General features: G+C 71.0%; 15 protein-coding genes. 7 read left to right on the top strand and 8 right to left on the bottom strand.

Features of this window, described 5'->3' with window-relative positions:
• The first annotated feature begins 285 nt into the window (after nucleotides 1-285).
• The 3 genes from HV824_RS08260 to mdoH are packed head-to-tail and all read left to right on the top strand — an operon-like array spanning nucleotide 286 to nucleotide 4,441.
• Nucleotides 286-1,875 carry a glucan biosynthesis protein gene (locus tag HV824_RS08260; protein ID WP_176420743.1) on the top strand — a complete coding sequence of 530 codons (1,590 nt, stop codon included), beginning with the start codon at nucleotides 286-288 and terminating at the stop codon, nucleotides 1,873-1,875.
• Nucleotides 1,863-2,366, top strand: coding sequence for a hypothetical protein (locus HV824_RS08255; RefSeq protein WP_176420744.1), 504 nt, complete (start codon nucleotides 1,863-1,865; stop codon nucleotides 2,364-2,366). The genes HV824_RS08260 and HV824_RS08255 overlap by 13 nt, the downstream gene beginning before the upstream one ends.
• Before the next feature lie 41 nt (nucleotides 2,367-2,407).
• Entirely contained in the window at nucleotides 2,408-4,441 is a 2,034-nt protein-coding gene (mdoH, locus tag HV824_RS08250; protein WP_176420745.1) for a glucans biosynthesis glucosyltransferase MdoH, read from the top strand.
• A 12-nt stretch (nucleotides 4,442-4,453) separates the two neighbouring features.
• Here mdoH and HV824_RS08245 read toward each other — a convergent pair whose 3' ends face one another.
• Together HV824_RS08245 and HV824_RS08240 are read right to left on the bottom strand one after the other, a co-directional pair.
• Complete coding sequence (locus HV824_RS08245) at nucleotides 4,454-5,764, bottom strand: M18 family aminopeptidase (RefSeq protein WP_176420746.1); 1,311 nt, start codon at nucleotides 5,762-5,764, stop codon at nucleotides 4,454-4,456.
• 56 nt (nucleotides 5,765-5,820) lie between these two features.
• Nucleotides 5,821-6,621 carry a hypothetical protein gene (locus HV824_RS08240; protein ID WP_176420747.1) on the bottom strand — a complete coding sequence of 267 codons (801 nt, stop codon included), beginning with the start codon at nucleotides 6,619-6,621 and terminating at the stop codon, nucleotides 5,821-5,823.
• Between the two features lie 86 nt (nucleotides 6,622-6,707).
• Between HV824_RS08240 and HV824_RS08235 the strand changes: the two genes are divergently transcribed.
• Entirely contained in the window at nucleotides 6,708-7,433 is a 726-nt protein-coding gene (locus HV824_RS08235) for a hypothetical protein (RefSeq protein ID WP_176420748.1), read from the top strand.
• Between the two features lie 67 nt (nucleotides 7,434-7,500).
• Here the strand turns inward: HV824_RS08235 and HV824_RS08230 are convergent, their stop codons facing one another.
• Entirely contained in the window at nucleotides 7,501-8,427 is a 927-nt protein-coding gene (locus HV824_RS08230) for an acyl-CoA dehydrogenase family protein (protein ID WP_176420749.1), read from the bottom strand.
• A 156-nt stretch (nucleotides 8,428-8,583) separates the two neighbouring features.
• Complete coding sequence (locus HV824_RS08225) at nucleotides 8,584-9,222, bottom strand: SET domain-containing protein (protein ID WP_176420750.1); 639 nt, start codon at nucleotides 9,220-9,222, stop codon at nucleotides 8,584-8,586.
• Between the two features lie 95 nt (nucleotides 9,223-9,317).
• On the opposite strand from HV824_RS08225, the gene HV824_RS08220 reads away from it, so the two are divergent.
• Nucleotides 9,318-9,692 carry a DUF423 domain-containing protein gene (locus HV824_RS08220; RefSeq protein WP_176420751.1) on the top strand — a complete coding sequence of 125 codons (375 nt, stop codon included), beginning with the start codon at nucleotides 9,318-9,320 and terminating at the stop codon, nucleotides 9,690-9,692.
• A 7-nt stretch (nucleotides 9,693-9,699) separates the two neighbouring features.
• Here the strand turns inward: HV824_RS08220 and HV824_RS08215 are convergent, their stop codons facing one another.
• Together HV824_RS08215 and HV824_RS08210 are read right to left on the bottom strand one after the other, a co-directional pair.
• On the bottom strand, nucleotides 9,700-10,008 hold the full coding sequence (locus tag HV824_RS08215) for a hypothetical protein (RefSeq protein WP_176420752.1): 309 nt from the start codon (nucleotides 10,006-10,008) through the stop codon (nucleotides 9,700-9,702).
• Between the two features lie 98 nt (nucleotides 10,009-10,106).
• Nucleotides 10,107-11,054 (bottom strand): 1-phosphofructokinase family hexose kinase, encoded by a 948-nt coding sequence (locus HV824_RS08210; RefSeq protein ID WP_176420753.1) that lies wholly within the window; start codon nucleotides 11,052-11,054, stop codon nucleotides 10,107-10,109.
• Between the two features lie 231 nt (nucleotides 11,055-11,285).
• Between HV824_RS08210 and mug the strand changes: the two genes are divergently transcribed.
• Both mug and HV824_RS08200 read left to right on the top strand, forming a co-directional pair.
• A complete protein-coding gene (gene mug / locus HV824_RS08205) occupies nucleotides 11,286-11,786 on the top strand; it encodes a G/U mismatch-specific DNA glycosylase (protein ID WP_176420764.1) in 501 nt (166 codons plus the stop codon).
• A gap of 131 nt (nucleotides 11,787-11,917) precedes the next feature.
• Complete coding sequence (locus HV824_RS08200; RefSeq protein ID WP_176420754.1) at nucleotides 11,918-12,505, top strand: GAF domain-containing protein; 588 nt, start codon at nucleotides 11,918-11,920, stop codon at nucleotides 12,503-12,505.
• Between the two features lie 23 nt (nucleotides 12,506-12,528).
• On the opposite strand, the gene HV824_RS08195 is transcribed toward HV824_RS08200, so the two are convergent.
• Nucleotides 12,529-13,362 (bottom strand): 3'(2'),5'-bisphosphate nucleotidase CysQ, encoded by an 834-nt coding sequence (locus HV824_RS08195; RefSeq protein WP_176420755.1) that lies wholly within the window; start codon nucleotides 13,360-13,362, stop codon nucleotides 12,529-12,531.
• 36 nt (nucleotides 13,363-13,398) lie between these two features.
• A complete protein-coding gene (locus HV824_RS08190; protein ID WP_255207855.1) occupies nucleotides 13,399-15,855 on the bottom strand; it encodes a PAS domain S-box protein in 2,457 nt (818 codons plus the stop codon).
• Nucleotides 15,856-15,999: the final 144 nt, after the last annotated feature.

The raw sequence follows: 15,999 nt of genomic DNA, 5'->3' as shown, positions 1-15,999 counted from the left end.
GCCGAACGGCTCCGGTGTCCCGGACCTCGCCCGACCGCTGGGCAGGGAACCGTCTACAGGAGGCATGCGCGGAGTGTGCTTTCCGTGACTTCCCAGTGACACACGGCTCCCAACCCTCCGGAATCCCAGCGTTTTCATGACGGCGGATTCGGGCCTGCGGGGCTGGTACGCGGGTTGCTGAGGCACTGACGCGCCGCACCGCGAGTCCACGCGGAGCGTGCGGTCGGGCGAGGTCCGGGACACCGGAGCCGTTCGGCGGAACCTCTCGCTCGGAGGCGCTCGGACGTGACGTCGTTGCGGCAGAAAGCGTTGAAGCTGGGTGCGCCGTGGCTGTGTGCCATGGCGGTGGCGTCGAGCGGCGCCGCCGTGGCGGCGCCGCCGGCCAAGGCCCAGCGCGCGGCCACGAAGGGCACGGCGGCCTTCTCCACGCAGACGGTGGTGGAGCGCGCGCGGACGCTGGCGGCCAGGCCCTATCAGGCGCCGCCGAAGTCGCTGCCGAAGGCGTACACGCAGCTCAGCTACGACCAGTACCGCGACATCCGCTTCCGTCCGGAGCGCGCGCACTGGCGCGACGCGGGCCTGCCCTTCCAGGTGCAGTTCTTCCACCCGGGCTTCCTGTTCCAGTCCCCGGTGGTGATGAACGTCGTGGAGGCGGGCCGCTCGCAGCCGCTGCGCTTCTCCCAGGACCTCTTCAGCTACGGCAAGGTCGTCAACAAGGCGTCCCTGCCTCGCAGCGGCGTGGACGGCTTCGCGGGCCTGCGCTTCCACCACCCGCTCAACCGCCCGGACATCTTCGACGAGCTCGCGGTGTTCCAGGGCGCCAGCTACTTCCGCTCGCTGGGGCAGGGCAACCTCTACGGCCTCTCCGCGCGGGGCATCGCCATCGACACCGCGCAGCCGAGCCCCGAGGAGTTCCCGGAGTTTCGTGAGTTCTGGCTGGAGCGCCCGGCCTCCGGCGCGGACCAGGTGGTGGTGCACGCGTTGATGGACGGCCCCAGCATCACCGGGGCGTACCGCTTCACCCTCACCCCGGGCTCGAACACGGTGATGGAGGTGCAGGCCACCCTCTTCTCGCGCCGCACCATCGACAACCTGGGCGTGGCGCCGCTCACCAGCATGTACCTGTTCGGTGAGAACGACCGCGCGAAGTTCGACGACTTCCGGCCGGAGGTCCACGACTCGGACGGCCTCCTCGTCTGGTCCAGGGACGGCGAGCAGCTGTGGCGCCCGCTGCAGAACCCGCGGCAGGTGCGCACCTCCAGCTTCCGCGCGGAGAACCCGCGCGCCTTCGGCCTGCTGCAGCGCGACACGGCCTTCCACAACTACGAGGACCTGGAGGCCCGCTACGAGCGCCGCCCCAGCGCGTGGGTGGAGCCCGTGGGCGAGTGGGGCCCCGGCGCGGTGCGGCTGGTGGAGATTCCGACGCCGGACGAGACGCACGACAACATCGTCGCCTTCTGGGTGCCGGACGCGCCGCTCACCCCCGGCACGCCGCTGCGCGTGGCCTACCGCCTGCACTGGGGCGCGAAGTCGCCCTGGGAGAGCACGGGCGGCGTCGTCACCTCGACGCGCATCACCTCCGCCATCACCCCGGGCATGCCCGTGGGCGAAGGCGTCACGCCGGCCACGCGCCGGTTCATCCTCGACTTCTCGCGTACCGCCCGCGCCGAGGACGGGCCGGTGGAAGCGGTCATCACCGCGGCCAAGGGCCAGGTGCTGCGCTCCACCATCCAGCGCCATGAACCCTCCGGTGGTTGGCGCACCACCTTCGAACTGGAGCCCGAGGGCACCAGTGAACCCATCGAGCTGCGCGCGTTCCTGCGGCGCGGTTCGGAGACCCTCACCGAGACCTGGAGTTATCTATGGATTCCGTGACGACGCCGAACACCTGCCCCTCCGTGACGACCGACTGGGTCCGTCCGGAGACGTGCGTGGCGCTCGACGCCTTCTTCCAGGGCTTCGGCTTCGAAGCCGCCGAGGACCTGGCCGCGCTGGCCGCCTGGGCGCTGGAGGGGGTCACCGCGTCCAACGTGAAGCCGCAGGCCGCCGTGGCCCTGGCCCGTGCCCGCGTGGAGACTTGGCTGACGCGCGTGCTGGACATGGACGTGGTGGGCGAGGGCCGGTTGCTGACGCGTGGCCGCGCCGCCTTCGTCCTCAGCGACGGCGCGCGCTTCGGCGCCGCCGTGCTCACCCGGGACGCGGTGCCGCGCGAGCTGTCCCGCGCCCTGCGCGCCGCGGTGCCGGTGCCGGTGCCAGCGCAGGTCGCCACGCTGATGCCGGAGCAGCAGCTCGTGCTGTGGCCGCTGGGCGAACGCCTGCGCCGCTGGCTGCGAGCCGGCCAGCCGGACATGTCCATCTCCCGCTGACGTCGCCTCCCGCTCCGGGAGATTCCTCGCGAGGTTCCGCCATGCACGCTCATTCGTTCTCCCCGGAGAGCGCCGGCATCCGGCGCCTCTTCGTCCTGGGCCTGGCCGCCGTGTCCACCCTCGGGGGCATCTGGGAGATGCACCGCCTGCTGAGCGCGCGCGGAACCACCATCCCCGAAGGCGCGCTGCTGGTGCTCTTCGCGCTGTGCTTCGGGTGGATTGCCCTGTCCTTCTGGACGGCGGTGGCGGGGTTCCTCCAGCTCGCCGTGAGCAAGCGGCTGCCCGGCCTGCGCTGGCCCACGGCGGAGGAGTCCGCCACGCGGCTCACCGCGCGGACGTCTGTCGTGATGCCAATCCACAACGAGGACCCGGCCTCCGTCTTCGCCAACGTGCAGGCCACCTACGAGTCCGTGGAGGCCACCGGGCAGCTGGACGCCTTCGACTTCTACATCCTCAGCGACTCCACCCGCCCGGAGGCGTGGATCGCCGAGGAACTCGCCTGGGCCGACCTGTGCCGCCGCGTGGGCGGCCAGGGGCGCATCTTCTACCGGCGCCGCACGGACAACACCGGCAAGAAGGCCGGCAACCTCCAGGACTTCTGCGAACGCTGGGGACGCCACTACGACTTCACGATTGTGCTGGACGCCGACAGCCTGATGGACGGCCGCACGCTGGTGACGATGGCGCGGCTGATGGAGCTCAACCCGCGCGCGGGCATCCTCCAGGCGCCGCCGCTGAACGTGGGCCGCAGCACCCTCTTCGCCCGGCTGCAGCAGTTCGCCGGGCGCGTATACGGGCCGGTGGTGGCCGCGGGCGCGGCGGCGTGGCAGCTAGGTGAGTCCAACTACTGGGGCCACAACGCCATCATCCGCACGGAGGCCTTCATCCAGCACTGCGGCCTGCCCGTGCTCCCCGGGCAGCAGCCCTTCGGCGGCCACATCCTCAGCCACGACTTCGTGGAGGCCGCGCTGATGCGCCGCGCCGGCTACACCGTGTGGCTGGTGACGGAGCTGGGCGGCAGCTTCGAGCAGCCGCCCCCGAGCCTGCTGGACTACGCGCAGCGAGACAGGCGCTGGTGCCAGGGCAACCTCCAGCACCTGAGCCTGGTGGCCGCGGGCGGCCTGCACCCCATCAGCCGGGGCCACTTCCTGATGGGGGTGATGTCCTACGCGGCGTCCCCGCTGTGGCTGCTGTTCCTGATGTCCGGGCTGATCGCCGGCCTCTACGACGGGTGGCTGTCGTTCTCCAACCCGCACCTGCTGGAGGACCTGGGCCCGGAGGCGCTGGCGTTCGACACCACGGGCGCGGTGCGGCTGTTCTCCGTGTCCATGGCCATGCTGTTCGCGCCCAAGTGCTTCGGGCTGCTGCTGGCGCTGGCCAGCTCGCGGGACTCGGCGCGGATGGGCGGCCGGGTGCGGCTGGTGCTGAGCGTGGTGCTGGAGAGCGTGCTGGCCACGCTGATGGCGCCAGTGATGATGCTGTTCCAGTCGCACTTCGTCTTCGGCACGCTGCTCGGCTACAAGGTGACGTGGTCCAGCCAGCAGCGCGACGACGCCGACCTGCCCTGGTCCGAGGCCGCCCGCCGGCACGCTGTTCACACCACCGTGGGCGGGGTGCTGTCAGCGGTGGCGTTCTTCCTGTCGCCCGGGCTGCTGCTGTGGCTGTCGCCCGTCGTGGCCGGGCTGCTGCTGTCCATCCCCCTCTCCGTCTTCACGTCCCGCGCGTCGCTGGGGCTGTGGCTGGAGCGGCTGGGCCTGCTCGTCATCCCCGAGGAGACGGAGCCGCCGCGCGTGCTGGCGCGGGCGCAAGCGGTGGCCGAGGAGCACGCGCTGGAGCCGGTGCGGGACGCGGTGGACCACGTCCTCTCCGATGCCAAGGCGCACGCGCTGCACCTGGCGCTGCTGGAGTCCCAGCCCTCGCCGGCCGCCGTGCCCATGGCGCTGGCCTCCGCGCGGCGCAAGCTGCTGGGCGACGACGTGGAGCCGCTGTCTCCACCGGAGAAGACGGCGGTGCTGCTGGACGCGCACACGCTGACGGAAGCCCGCGAGCGCCGGCTGACGCTCGCGGTCTCCTGAGCGGCAGCGGGACTACGCGAAGAGGCGGCTCAGCACGGCCACCATCTGCGCCACGTCGGTGGCGCACGCCATCTCCCGGATGGAGTGCATGGACAGCATGGGGTTGCCCACGTCCACCGTGCGGATGCCGAGCTGCCCCGCGGAGATGGGCCCAATGGTGCTGCCGCAGCCCAGGTCCGTGCGGGTGACGAAGTGCTGCGGCGTCACGCCGGCCTCGCGGCACAGCGCCGTGAAGAAGGCCCACGACTCGCCATCCGTGGCGTAGGACTGATTCGCGTTCGACTTGATGACCGGGCCCGCGCCCATGTGCGGCTGGTGCTTGGGCTCGTGCATGGACGCGTAGTTGGGGTGGATGGCGTGCGCCATGTCCGCGCTCACCAGGAACGAGTGCGCGATGGCGCGGTGGAACGCGTCCGGCTTGCCGTCGGAGTGCGCCAGCGTCAGGCGCTCCAGCAGCGTGCGCAGGAAGGGGGACGCGGCGCCCTGCGCGCTGCGGCTGCCCACCTCCTCGTGGTCGAACAGGATGACGCCGCTGGTGGCCTCGCGCGAGGCGCTGCTGGAGAGCAGCGCGGACAGGCTGGCGTGGCAGCTGGCCAGGTTGTCCAGGCGCGGCGCGTGGAGGAACTCGCCGTGCGCGCCCGAGCGGATGGACGGCTGCAAGTCATAGAGGCACAAGTCGTAGCCGAGGATGTCCCCCGCCTGCGCCTTCACGCCGCCCTTGGCCAGTTCCTCCAGCAGCAGCCCGTGCAGCTCCGCGGCGCCCGCGCGCTCCAGGCCCAGCACCGGCACCATGTGCTCCTGCGCGTTCAGCTTGACCCCCTCCGAGTTCACCCCGCGGTTGAGGTGGATGGCCAGGTTGGGCACGCGCAGCAGCGGCCGGCGGAAGTCCACCAGGTGCCGCTGCGGGCGGCCCTCCACCATCACCATGACGCGGCCGGCGAGCGACAAGTCACGGTCCGTCCAGGTGTGCAGCAGCACCCCGCCGTAGACTTCCACGCCGAGCTGCTGGTAGCCGTTCTTCGTCACCGCCGCGTTCGGCTTCACCCGCAGGTTGGGAGAGTCCGTGTGCGAACCCACCAGCCGGAAGCCCGCCCGGTCCACGGGCTGGGTGCCCAGGTGGAAGGCGGCGATGCTCGTGTCCCCCCGCGTGATGAACACGCGGGCGCCGGGCTCCAGCGTCCAGGGCTCGCGCTCGTCCAACTGGCGGTAGCCCGCCTGCGTCAGACGGCGGGCCGACTCGCGCACCGCGTGGTACGGCGTGGGCGAGGCGTCGATGTACTCGAGGAGGTCTCCGGCCAGGGCGTCGGTATCGGTGGGGCTCATAGGGCGCCCCAAGCTAACGCCGTCCGGCCCCGCCGCCACTCCCGAAAGTCACCCGCCTACCGGGCGGGCGGGCGTTTCTCGGGAGCCCGTGCGGGGAGGATGGTGGTCGCGGGCCGGGCCCCCGGGGCCGCGTCCAGGAAGGTGCCCAACAACACCCACCTGCGGGACGCCGCCTCCTTCCCCTTCCGGGCCAGCAGCGGCGTCGTGTAGTGCCAGAAAGGCAGCCGATACACGGTGATGCCGCCCACGGTGCTGACGCGCGTCATCTCGGAGAGGTGCCCGTCCTGGGCATAGACGAGGTACTGGTGGTCCACCCCCGGCAGCGTGAGGCTGATGTGCATGTCCACGTAGCCGTCCCGGGCCTCGGGCTCCTCCGGGTGGTGGTCATTGTGGGGCCCGGAGTAGTCCCCCGGCCCGTAGCACAGCGCCTGGATGCCCCACTTGCGCCGCAGCGCCCGGCCCGTCACCGCCGCGGCGAACCCGGCGAAGGTGTCCGAGCGCAGCATGTCGGTCAGCCCCACGGACTCCGCCGCGCGCCACGAGCGGGAGCGGCGGCTCTCCAGCAACGCCGTGCTCACCCGCACCGTCTTGGGCAGCAGCTCCATGTAGTTCATCGTCTGCCCGGAGATGGAGTCCGCCGGAATCGGGTCCTCCATGGGCACCATCGTCTCGCGCATCGCGGCGTCCAACGCATCGCGGCATGCGGCGGCACGGCGAGGGTCGATGACCCCCTGGAGCGACACGAAGGGGCGCGCCGGGTCGAGCAGCGCGCCCACCACGTCACGCGCCTTGCCGTCGAGGATGCGGCGGCCTCGGGGGGTCAGCCAGTCAGCGAACTCTTTGGGGAAGGCCTTCATCGCGGTGGAACATAGCGCCCCACGCAACCTTTACAGCTGACTTGCGATAATCACCGACAAGCTGATTTTCCCGGAGCCCCCTGGCCATGTCCCGCATCGACAGCCGCCCCCGCGTCATCTCGAACCCCACCACCGCGCCCGAGCGGGCCCAGCCGGAGGCTCGGCAGGCGGCCAACGTGGCCCGTGCCACCGCCGTCGGCCACACGCAGGTGAACTCCTTCGAGTCCGCGGCCCGGGCGCGCCCGGCCGTGGCGGCGCAGCCGATTCCCGGCGCGTGGCGTGGGGGCCCGGACACCGAGGTGGGCCGCGCGGTGCGGTCCATGGTGTCGCGGCTCCAGTCGAACCCGGACGCGAACAACATCACCATCAAGGGTGACACCGCGGCCAGCCTGTTCAGCCGGGCCATCCTCGACAGCAAGCACGTGACGAACGAGCAACTCATCGCCATGGCGAACGTGCCGCTGGAGAGCCTCGCCAGCGACGAGAAGACGAAGGCGAAGGTCTACAAGAAGGTCCCGAACGTGCGCGACCTGCCGGTGCACAAGTTCACCGTGGCGATGATGTCCGCCGCGACGGGCATCGACCCGCAGAAGCTGTCCGAGGCCGTGCCGGACCTGGGCCTGACGGGCGCGCCCAACACGCCGCTGCTCTACGCGGCCAAGGGCGAGGGCATGCAGCGATCCACCGCGCTGCACGACTTCACCGACTACCTGCGAGGCGCGGGCATCAAGGGCCTGAACAAGGCCGTGTGGGGCGTGGAGAACCGCGTCCTCTCCGCCATCGTCTCCGCCGTGGGCGGCGGGCGCTACTGAGCACCGCCACCACGCAGCGGTAGCACCGGGGCCGGGCACTCCTTCGTGGAGTCCCGGCCCTTCGTTTTCAAGCGTCCTGGAGACGCTGCCGGGCCGCCACCAGCCGCTTCGCGCGCACCTTGCCGGCGACGCCCAGCAGCACGCGGTCCCGGGTCCAGCGCGCTTGCGTGATCGCATCCGCGGCGGCCCAGAGCGGCTCGCACCGCTCCAGCACCGCGCGCTTCGTCAACGCGAGCCCGCCGCCCAGGGCGATGTGCGTGGACGCCGCCTCCGGGTCCAGTTGAGCCAGTCCTCGCATCATCACCGCCAGGGCGAGCAGCTCCTCACGCACGTCGTCCGGCCAACCGAAGCGGCGCCCCACCTGGAGCAGCCAGCCCAGCATCGCGAGCTGGACGTGGCAGTCCTCCACGGTGCGGAAGGGCTTGAGGTAGCGCGCGTAGCCGTCTCCGGGCAGCACGTCCTCCGGGGCCACCGCCACGTCCGCCAGCGACAGCTCCGCGTGGGGCACCTCGGGGATGAAGGGCAGCTCTGGGAGCGCGGTCAGCCGTACACCGGGCCGCTTCGCGTCCACGGCCACCATGCGCAGGCGGTTGCGGCCCTGGGCGTCCTGCCCCTCTGAAGCCACCACCAGCAGCAGCTCCGCGCGCGTGCCCAGCGTGACGAACGTCTTGGTGCCCGACAGGCGGAGGCCCGCGCCGGTCTCCGTCAGCCGCGTCTCGATGGCGTTGGGATGCGCGCCGCCCGGCTCCGTGGCGCACAGGGCGATGGGACGTTCGGCAGGAAGCGCCGGGAACAAGCACCGGTGCGCGGCGTGGTAGCCGGACGCGAAGGCGAACCCCAGCCGGTCCGCGAGGAAGCCCCCGGCCAGCGCCAGGTCGGCGGGCGCGGTGAAGCGGGAGGACAGCGCCAGGTGACGCCGCCACCAGTCCTCCACGGAGTCGAGGACGGTGGGCTCGGCGGATTCGGTGAGCAGGAAATGGAGGACGTCGTTCACGCGGAGGAGTCTACGCCGGGGCACGCATGTCCCGGACGACTTGCCTCACCGATATCGGGCACCTCGCCAGCCCCCCACTCCGTCAACGAAGCCCCAAGGCCTTCGCAGGAGGTCAGGCCCTCCCGCATGGGGAGGGCGCGGCCCCCGCGAACAGGTTCAGCCCGCACGCTTGCGGCTGGGCGACTTCGCCCGCTTCGTCGACTTGCGGGTGTCGGCGGAGGACTTCTTCCCCGCCGCCTTCTTGGCCCCCGCGTCCTTCTTGCTCCGGGACTTGGACTTCGACGCGGACTTCCCGGCGGGCTTCTTCCGGGCCGGCGCCTTCTTCTCCGGGGCCAGGATGGTGCCCCGGCACTGGGGCGCGCCGCAGCGGCAGACGTAGAGCGCCTCGGCGTCCGGCCCCATGTCCTCGGTGCGCTCGTAGCCGTAGTCGTACACCAGCTCATCACCGGGCTCGATGGTGGTGAGGGCGTAGATGTAGATGTGGCCCTTGTCGATGAGGGCTTCGCAGTTGGGCGCACACGAGTGGTTGATGTAGCGCGCCTCGTTGTGAACCGTCCCCGCGTCCAGCACCGTCCGCTTGTCGAGGTTGAACAGGAACGTGTGGTGCCGCGCCATCGCCTCGTCGTCGTAGCGGGTGTCCGCCTCTGCCTGGGTGATGCGCTCACCGAGGTACTCGATGATGCGCGTGCCCTTGCGGATGCGGCGGATGGCGAAGGCGCCCAGGCCCTGGATGGAGGACGGGTGCAGCTCGAAGGGAAGCGGCTTCGTGGAAGGAATGAAGTTGGGTGAGGTCATTCTGTTATGAGCGCCCCAGGTGTTGATGTCGGCCAGGACGCTCCGGCTACGGCGGTGTAGCGTGCACCAGTCCGACTCACGATGAAAGGCGAACGATGATGCGGTGGTGGCTCGTCCTGGGTGCCGTGAACGCGTTCCTCTCCGTCAGCGCGGGGGCCTTCGGCGCGCATGCGCTGCGAAGCCGGCTGCCCCAAGACCTCCAGGTCATCTTCGAGACGGGCGCGCGCTACCACATGTACCACGCGCTGGGACTGGTGGCCGTGGGCTTGCTGGGGCACCTCCGCCCCTCGTCCCTGCTCAACGGCGCCGGCTGGGCGATGCTGGTGGGCATCGTCCTGTTCTCTGGCAGCCTCTATGCGCTCGCGCTCTCCGGCGTGCGCGTGCTGGGGGCCATCACCCCGATAGGCGGCCTGGGCTTCCTCGCCGGCTGGCTCCTGTTCGCGGTGGCCGCCTGGCGCACCACGAGCTGAGCCGCGCTCACTCCCTCCAGGACGGAGGCAGTGGGTAGTACAGGTCGAGGTCGTCGTGGCTGACGAAGCCACACGCCTCCCGCTGCACCATGAAGCACCAGCGCTGGTGCTCGGCTTCCTTGCGCAGGGCCTGGTGGCGGGCAATCCGCGCGCGCCGATCGGCGGTCGGGGGGGAGCTCAGTTGACGTTCCACCTCGGACAGCTCCCGCAGCGTCTCCTCCAGCTTCACTTCCAATTTCCGGAGCGAGGAGGCCTTCTCCGTCTGGAACTCGGCCTCTAGCGCCTGCAGTGCGTTCGAGCGGTCTTGGAAAGCCATGCCCGTCGAATTAACACCCAGGCCTTCCCGCCGCCCGAGCTTGCCCGCTCCACCCCGAGAGAGAGGGGACGAGCCCTCTCTCACGGCGGCACGGACGCCTACGGACGCGACACCGGCTCCGCCTTCACCTGGGCGAAGAGCCGCTCCACGTCCGCCCGGCAGCACAGGTCCGTTCCCTGGGTGAGCAGCGCGGCCGTCCCGGAGGCGATGCCCCAGCGCAGCGCGTCCTCCGTGGGCTGGCCCCGCGCGAGCGCGAGCGTCATCCCCGCGACAAAGCTGTCACCCGCGCCCACCGAGCTGCGCGTCCGCACCGGAGGCGGCGTGGCCCGGAACTGGGCGGAGCGCGTCGTCACCAGCGCGCCGTCCGCGCCCATGGACACCGCCAGCACCTCGGCGCGGCCCTGGGCCACCAGCTCGCGGGCCGCGGCGGCCTGGGTGGCGAAGTCCTCCGTTGACACGCCGCTCAAGTCCCGCAGCTCGCGGCGGTTGGGCTTGGCCATGAACACGCCCTCTTCCAGCGCGGCCCGCAGCGGCGGCCCGTTGGTGTCCACCACCACGCGCACGCCCAGGCGCTTCCCCAGCCGGGCCACGCGGGCATAGAAGTCCTCCGGCACGCCGGGCGCCAGGCTGCCGCTGGCGACGATGAAGGCCGCGCCCACTGCCACGTCCTCCAATGCGTCGAGGCAGCGCTGCCACTCGAGCTCGGACAGCGTGGGCCCCGGCAGGATGAAGCGGTACTCGCGCGCCCCCGTGCCCTCCGCCACCGTGAAGCTCTCCCGGGTCCCGTCCCGCAACGGCACGGAGCGGCGCAGCAACCCCTTGGCCTCCAGGAGCTCCTCCAGCAGGCTCCCGGTGGCCCCGCCCCGCGTGTAGACGGCGATGGACTCACCGCCCAGCTCCCGCACCACCCGCGCCACGTTGATGCCGCCCCCACCCGGGTCCCTGCTCACGGGGCCACAGCGCAGCTTGTGCTCCGGGGTGACCTCCGGCACGGACGTGGCCACGTCAATGGTCGGGTTGAGCGTCAGGGTGACGATGTGTGGCATTGCGAAGAGCCTCCTGGGTGCATGGACGCGAAAGCGCAGAGCCTGCCCCACCCCACGCGCCTTCGCCAGCCACCCGAGCGCGCCAGGTCGCTCCGTCCCACGGGCAACACCCCACCCGCCGCATGGGGCCCTAGGGGGTTGCCTTCCCAGGTAGGCTCGCGAAGATGCGCCCCCATGACTCCGCTCCGTCGCCCCTCACGAGATGAGCTGGACGCAGCCACCGGTCGCACCATGCCGGACGTCATCGCGCCCCGGCTGCGCGTGCTCTTTTGTGGCATCAACCCCAGCCTCTACTCCGCGGTGGTGGGCTACCACTTCGCGCGGCCCGGCAACCGCTTCTGGCCCACGCTGCACGCCGCGGGCATCACCCCGCACACGTTCCAGCCCACGGAGCAGGCCGCCTTGCTCGCGCTGGGCTACGGCATCACCAACGTGGTGGACCGCGCCACCGCCACCGCGGACCTGCTGAACCCCGCCGAGCTGGCCCAGGGCGCGAAGGCGCTGGACGCCAAGGTGGCGCGCTACCAGCCCCGCTACCTCGCGGTGCTGGGCGTGAGCGCCTACCGCATCGCCTTTGGCCGTCCCAAGGCCGCGCTGGGCTCGCAACCCGAGCGCCTGGGCGACACGCGCTTGTGGGTGCTTCCCAATCCCAGCGGGCTCAACGCGCACTACCAACTGGACGCGCTGGGCCGCCTTTTCGCCGAGCTGCGACGCGCCGTGGAGCAGGGCTGACGACTCCCGGTGCGAGTCCACGGCGCCGCGCACACCGTGCCTTGACCCATGGGTGCGCCCGCATGCAACGCTCCGCTCCAGGTTCCCCCCGACCTGCAAGACAACAGGCGCCCCCACCTGGAGCAGACCCCATGGCCTCGAAGGCTTTCGCAGCAATCATGAACGTGTCGCAGCTGCTCCTGGAGCGCGGCTTCGAGACCGCGACCGTCTCGGAGGCCCTGGGCAAGGTGGGCGTCGCGCTCGACGTCGACCGCGTCTACATCTTCGAGAACGCCACCAGCCCCACGGGCGAGGCGCTGTGCCACCAGCGCTACGAGTGGACCGCGGCCGCGGCCTCCGCGCAGTTGGACAACCCCGAGCTCCAGAACGTCTCCTACGCGGAGGTCCTCCCCTCCTGGGTCGGGCCGCTGTCCTCGGGCAAGGCCATCCAGGGACCGCCCCGGGAGTTCGCGTCGCCCGCCCGGGAGCTGCTGGAGAGCCAGGACATCCGTTCGCTGCTGGTCTGCCCCATCACCGTGGGCGGCGAGTGGTGGGGCTTCGTGGGCTTCGACGACTGCAGGACGGAGCGCCAGTGGCCGCCGATGGAGGTCTCCGTGCTCCAGGCCCTCTCCAACGCGCTGGCCGGCTCGCTCCGCCACGCGCGGCTGCGCAGCATGCTGTCCGGCGTGCAGTCCCAACTTCGCACCATCATCCAGCGCTGCGAGACGACGGCGTCCTGACGCGCGCGCCCGTCCGCGAGGCCTCAGCGAAGGAGGCCGGCCTCGCGGGCGAACCCGGCCACCACGGGCGCCACGCGCTCGAAGGCGGCGGCGTTGCAGGCCAGCAGCCCTCGGCGGTTCTGGAGCTCCGAACCGTCATAGGCATACGGCGTCCCACCCAGGTCCGTGAGGATGCCGCCCGCCGCGCGCAGCACGGCTTCGGGGGCGCAGTTGTCCCAGCGGTAGCTCTTGTCGCTGACGTGCAGGTAGAGGTCGCAAGCGGCCTCCGCCAGCAGGCCGCACTTGAGGCCCACCGAACCACACGCCTGCTCATGGGTGATGCCCAGCCGCCGGGCCACCGCGTCCGTCAGGCGCGAGCGGTGTGAGCGGGACACCACCAGCCGCAGCGCGGACGGCTCCGCCGTGTCCGACACCCGCAGGGCACGGCGCCCCTTCGCGTCCTCCACGAAGCCGCCCTGCCCCACCACGCCCCCGTACAGCGTGTCTCCGACGGGCCGGTACACGACGCCCAGCGTGGCCTTCCCCGCGATGGCGAGCCCGATGTGGATGGCGAACTCCCCGTTGCGGTTGACGAACTCCTGCGTGCCGTCCATGGGGTCCACGAACCAGCAGCGCTCGAAGCGGCTCGCGCCGGAGGTGTTGTCGGACTCCTCGGCCACCACGCCGTCCGACGGGAAGGCGGCGCGCAGCGCTTCCACGATGAAGGCGTTGGCGCGCTCGTCGGCCTCGGTGACGGGCCCCATGCCATCCGCCTTGTCATGGACGGCGAAGCGCGTGGCGTAGACCTCCAGGAGGATGGCGCCCGCCTGGCGGGCAACGCGGCGGGCGGTGTCGAGTTCGGCGTCGAGCGTGTGCATGCAGTGGCCACAGTCTGCCCCTCCGTGCGCCTCCAGTCACGGGTGCGCGGGCTCCGGAGGGAGGTCGACGATGAAGGTGGCGCCCTTCCCGGGCAGGCTTTCGACGCGAATCGTCCCGCCGTGCGCCTCCACGAGCCGCCGGGTGATGAAGAGCCCCAACCCCAGGCCTCCGTAGTTGCGGGACGCGGCGCGCTCGAAGCGCTCGAAGATGCGCGACTGTGCCTCCAGGGGAATGCCCATGCCATGGTCCTGGATGCGGATGCGAGCGTCCTCCCCGACGCGGGACACCTCCATGCGGATGGGCGCGCCCGCGCCGTACTTCAGCGCGTTGGTCAGCAGGTTGATCATCACCTGCTCTATCCGGAGCCGATCCCACCGCCCCAGGACAGGCGCGGGCGCCACCAGCTTGAACACGCAGCCCGCCCGGCCCATCTGCCCCCGCAGGTGTCCCGTGACGTCGCGGGCCACCGCCGCCAGGTCCATGTCCTCGCGCCGCAGGTCCACCTGGCTCTCGTTGACGCGCGACACGTCCAGCAGGTGCTCCACCAGGTGCGACAGCCGCCGGAGCTGGTCCCCGAAGACATCCAGCATGGCGGCCACCTTCTCCACGGGAATCTGGCCGGACTCCTGCCGAGTCAGGGTGCGCGTCAGCTGCTGCACGCGCAGCTTCATGGAGGTGACGGGCGTCTTCAGCTCATGCGAGGCAATCGACAGGAACTCGTCGCGACCGCGGATGGACTCCTGGGCCTTGCGATAGAGCTCGGCGTTCTCGATGGCGAAGGCGGCGCGCTGCCCCAGCTCCTCGGCCAATGCCCATTCGCGGGGGCCATACGGACGCCCCGGCTGCGCCGAGACGACGGACAGCACGCCCAGGATGGGGCCCCGCGCCCGCAGCGGGACATTCAGGGCGGCCCGAGCGCTCAGCGCCCTCACCGCGCTCCACCGCTCGTCCTGGAGCCCCTCCGGGTCCAGCAAGCCCACGGCATCCGGGGACGACTCCGAGCGTCCCGTCTCCAGCACCCCGTAGGGCCCCTCCCGCCGACTGGAGGCGGGGGGATGGGCCTGGAGGAACTCGCGAACGGTGCGGCCCCCTTCGGGTGAACTGGCGGCCACGGCCACGGGGCGCAGCGCCGCGTCCTTGTCCAACAGGGAGACGACGCACAGCTCGCCCAAGGTAGGGACGGACAACTCCGCCACGCGCTGGAGCGTGGTCTCCGAGTCGAGCGACGTCACCAGCGCCTGGCTGGCCTCCGACAGGAAGCGCTGCCCCAGCTCCAGCTGCTTGAGCTCGGTGACGTCGGTGGAGATGCCGCACAGCGCGTACATCGTGCCCGACGAGTCGATGAGCGGGAACTTCTGCGTGAGGTGGGTGTGGACGCCGTCTTCCAGGGGGATGCGCTCCTCCCGCTGGACGAGCTCCCCGGTGGTGAAGACAGCCTGGCTCGTCTCATGGAAGCGCGCCGCCAGCGGCCCGGAGAAGAGGTCCAACGTGGACTTGCCAGCGACCTCCTGGAGCGTGTGGTGGAAGAGCCGCTCCCACTCGCGGTTCACGAAGATGTAGCGCTCCTGTCGGTCGAGGATGAAGAACACGGCGTTGGCGTTGTCCAGGATGGCGCGCAGCCGCTTCTCGCTCTCGGCGAGCGCGTCCTCGGCGCGCTTGCGCTCCGTCACGTCGGTCAGCACCGCGAGCGAACGAACCATCCGGCCCGACGCGTCCCGCTCCGAGATGGCGGAGAGGAGGACGTCGACCACCTCGCCGTTCTTCTTCAGAATCTGGTACGGCACGTCCTTGCAGATGCCCGTCTTGTAGAACGCTGGCAGGACGTGCTCGGTCGCGTACCGGCGAGACTCCGGCGTGAAGAAGTCCACGGAGCGGCGGCCCAGGACCTCCTCGCGCGAATAGCCCAGGGTGCGCAGCCAGAACTCGCTGACGCTGAGCAGCCGGCCCTTTGGGTCGATGGAGTGCATCATCGCGGGCGTGTGCTTGTAGAGGCTGCGGAACTTCTCCTCCTCCGCGCGAAGCGCGGCCTCCGTCTGTTTGATGGCGGTGATGTCCCGGAACACGGACACCGCGCCGTACGCATCTCCCGCCGGGTCGGTGAGCACTCGCGCGCCCACCAGCAGCCAGAGCCCCTTGGGGTGGCGGGCGTTGCGGACGTAGAGCTCCGCCTGGTCCACCGCCTCGCCACGCAGCAGGGCGCGGCTGAGCGGCAGCTGCTCGGTGGGATAGGGCGTCACGGTGTCGGGGAGGTAGAGCCCGAAGTACTTCGACCACTGGGACATTGGCATCTGCGGCGGAGGCAGGGCGCCGAACATCTGCTGGGCCATCGGGTTGAGGAGGATGAACCGGCCGTGCCGGTTCACCACCGACACGCCATCTCCCATGCTGAGGAAGACCGCCTCCAGGATGCCGAGCGGGCTGCCACCCTCTTCGTCCGCGAAGGCATACCCTTCGGGCCGCGTGCCCTCTTCCCGGGCGAGCGGAGCCGACATCCAAGTGCTGTCTTCCAGGTGGTCCATGGGAGGGTCGCGTCCAGCGCAAGGAGGCAACGAGGCGCCCTCCCCGTTGGCGTGCCTCCCGTCCACCAACGGCTTCTGGACGCCCTTCCTCGTCAACAATGTTGTCTCGTGGCCACG

This window comes from Myxococcus sp. AM009 (assembly GCF_013372605.1).
Classification (GTDB): domain Bacteria; phylum Myxococcota; class Myxococcia; order Myxococcales; family Myxococcaceae; genus Myxococcus; species Myxococcus vastator.
The sequence above is the reverse complement of the archived record's forward strand: the minus strand, read 5'-3'. Positions and strand labels throughout refer to the sequence as shown.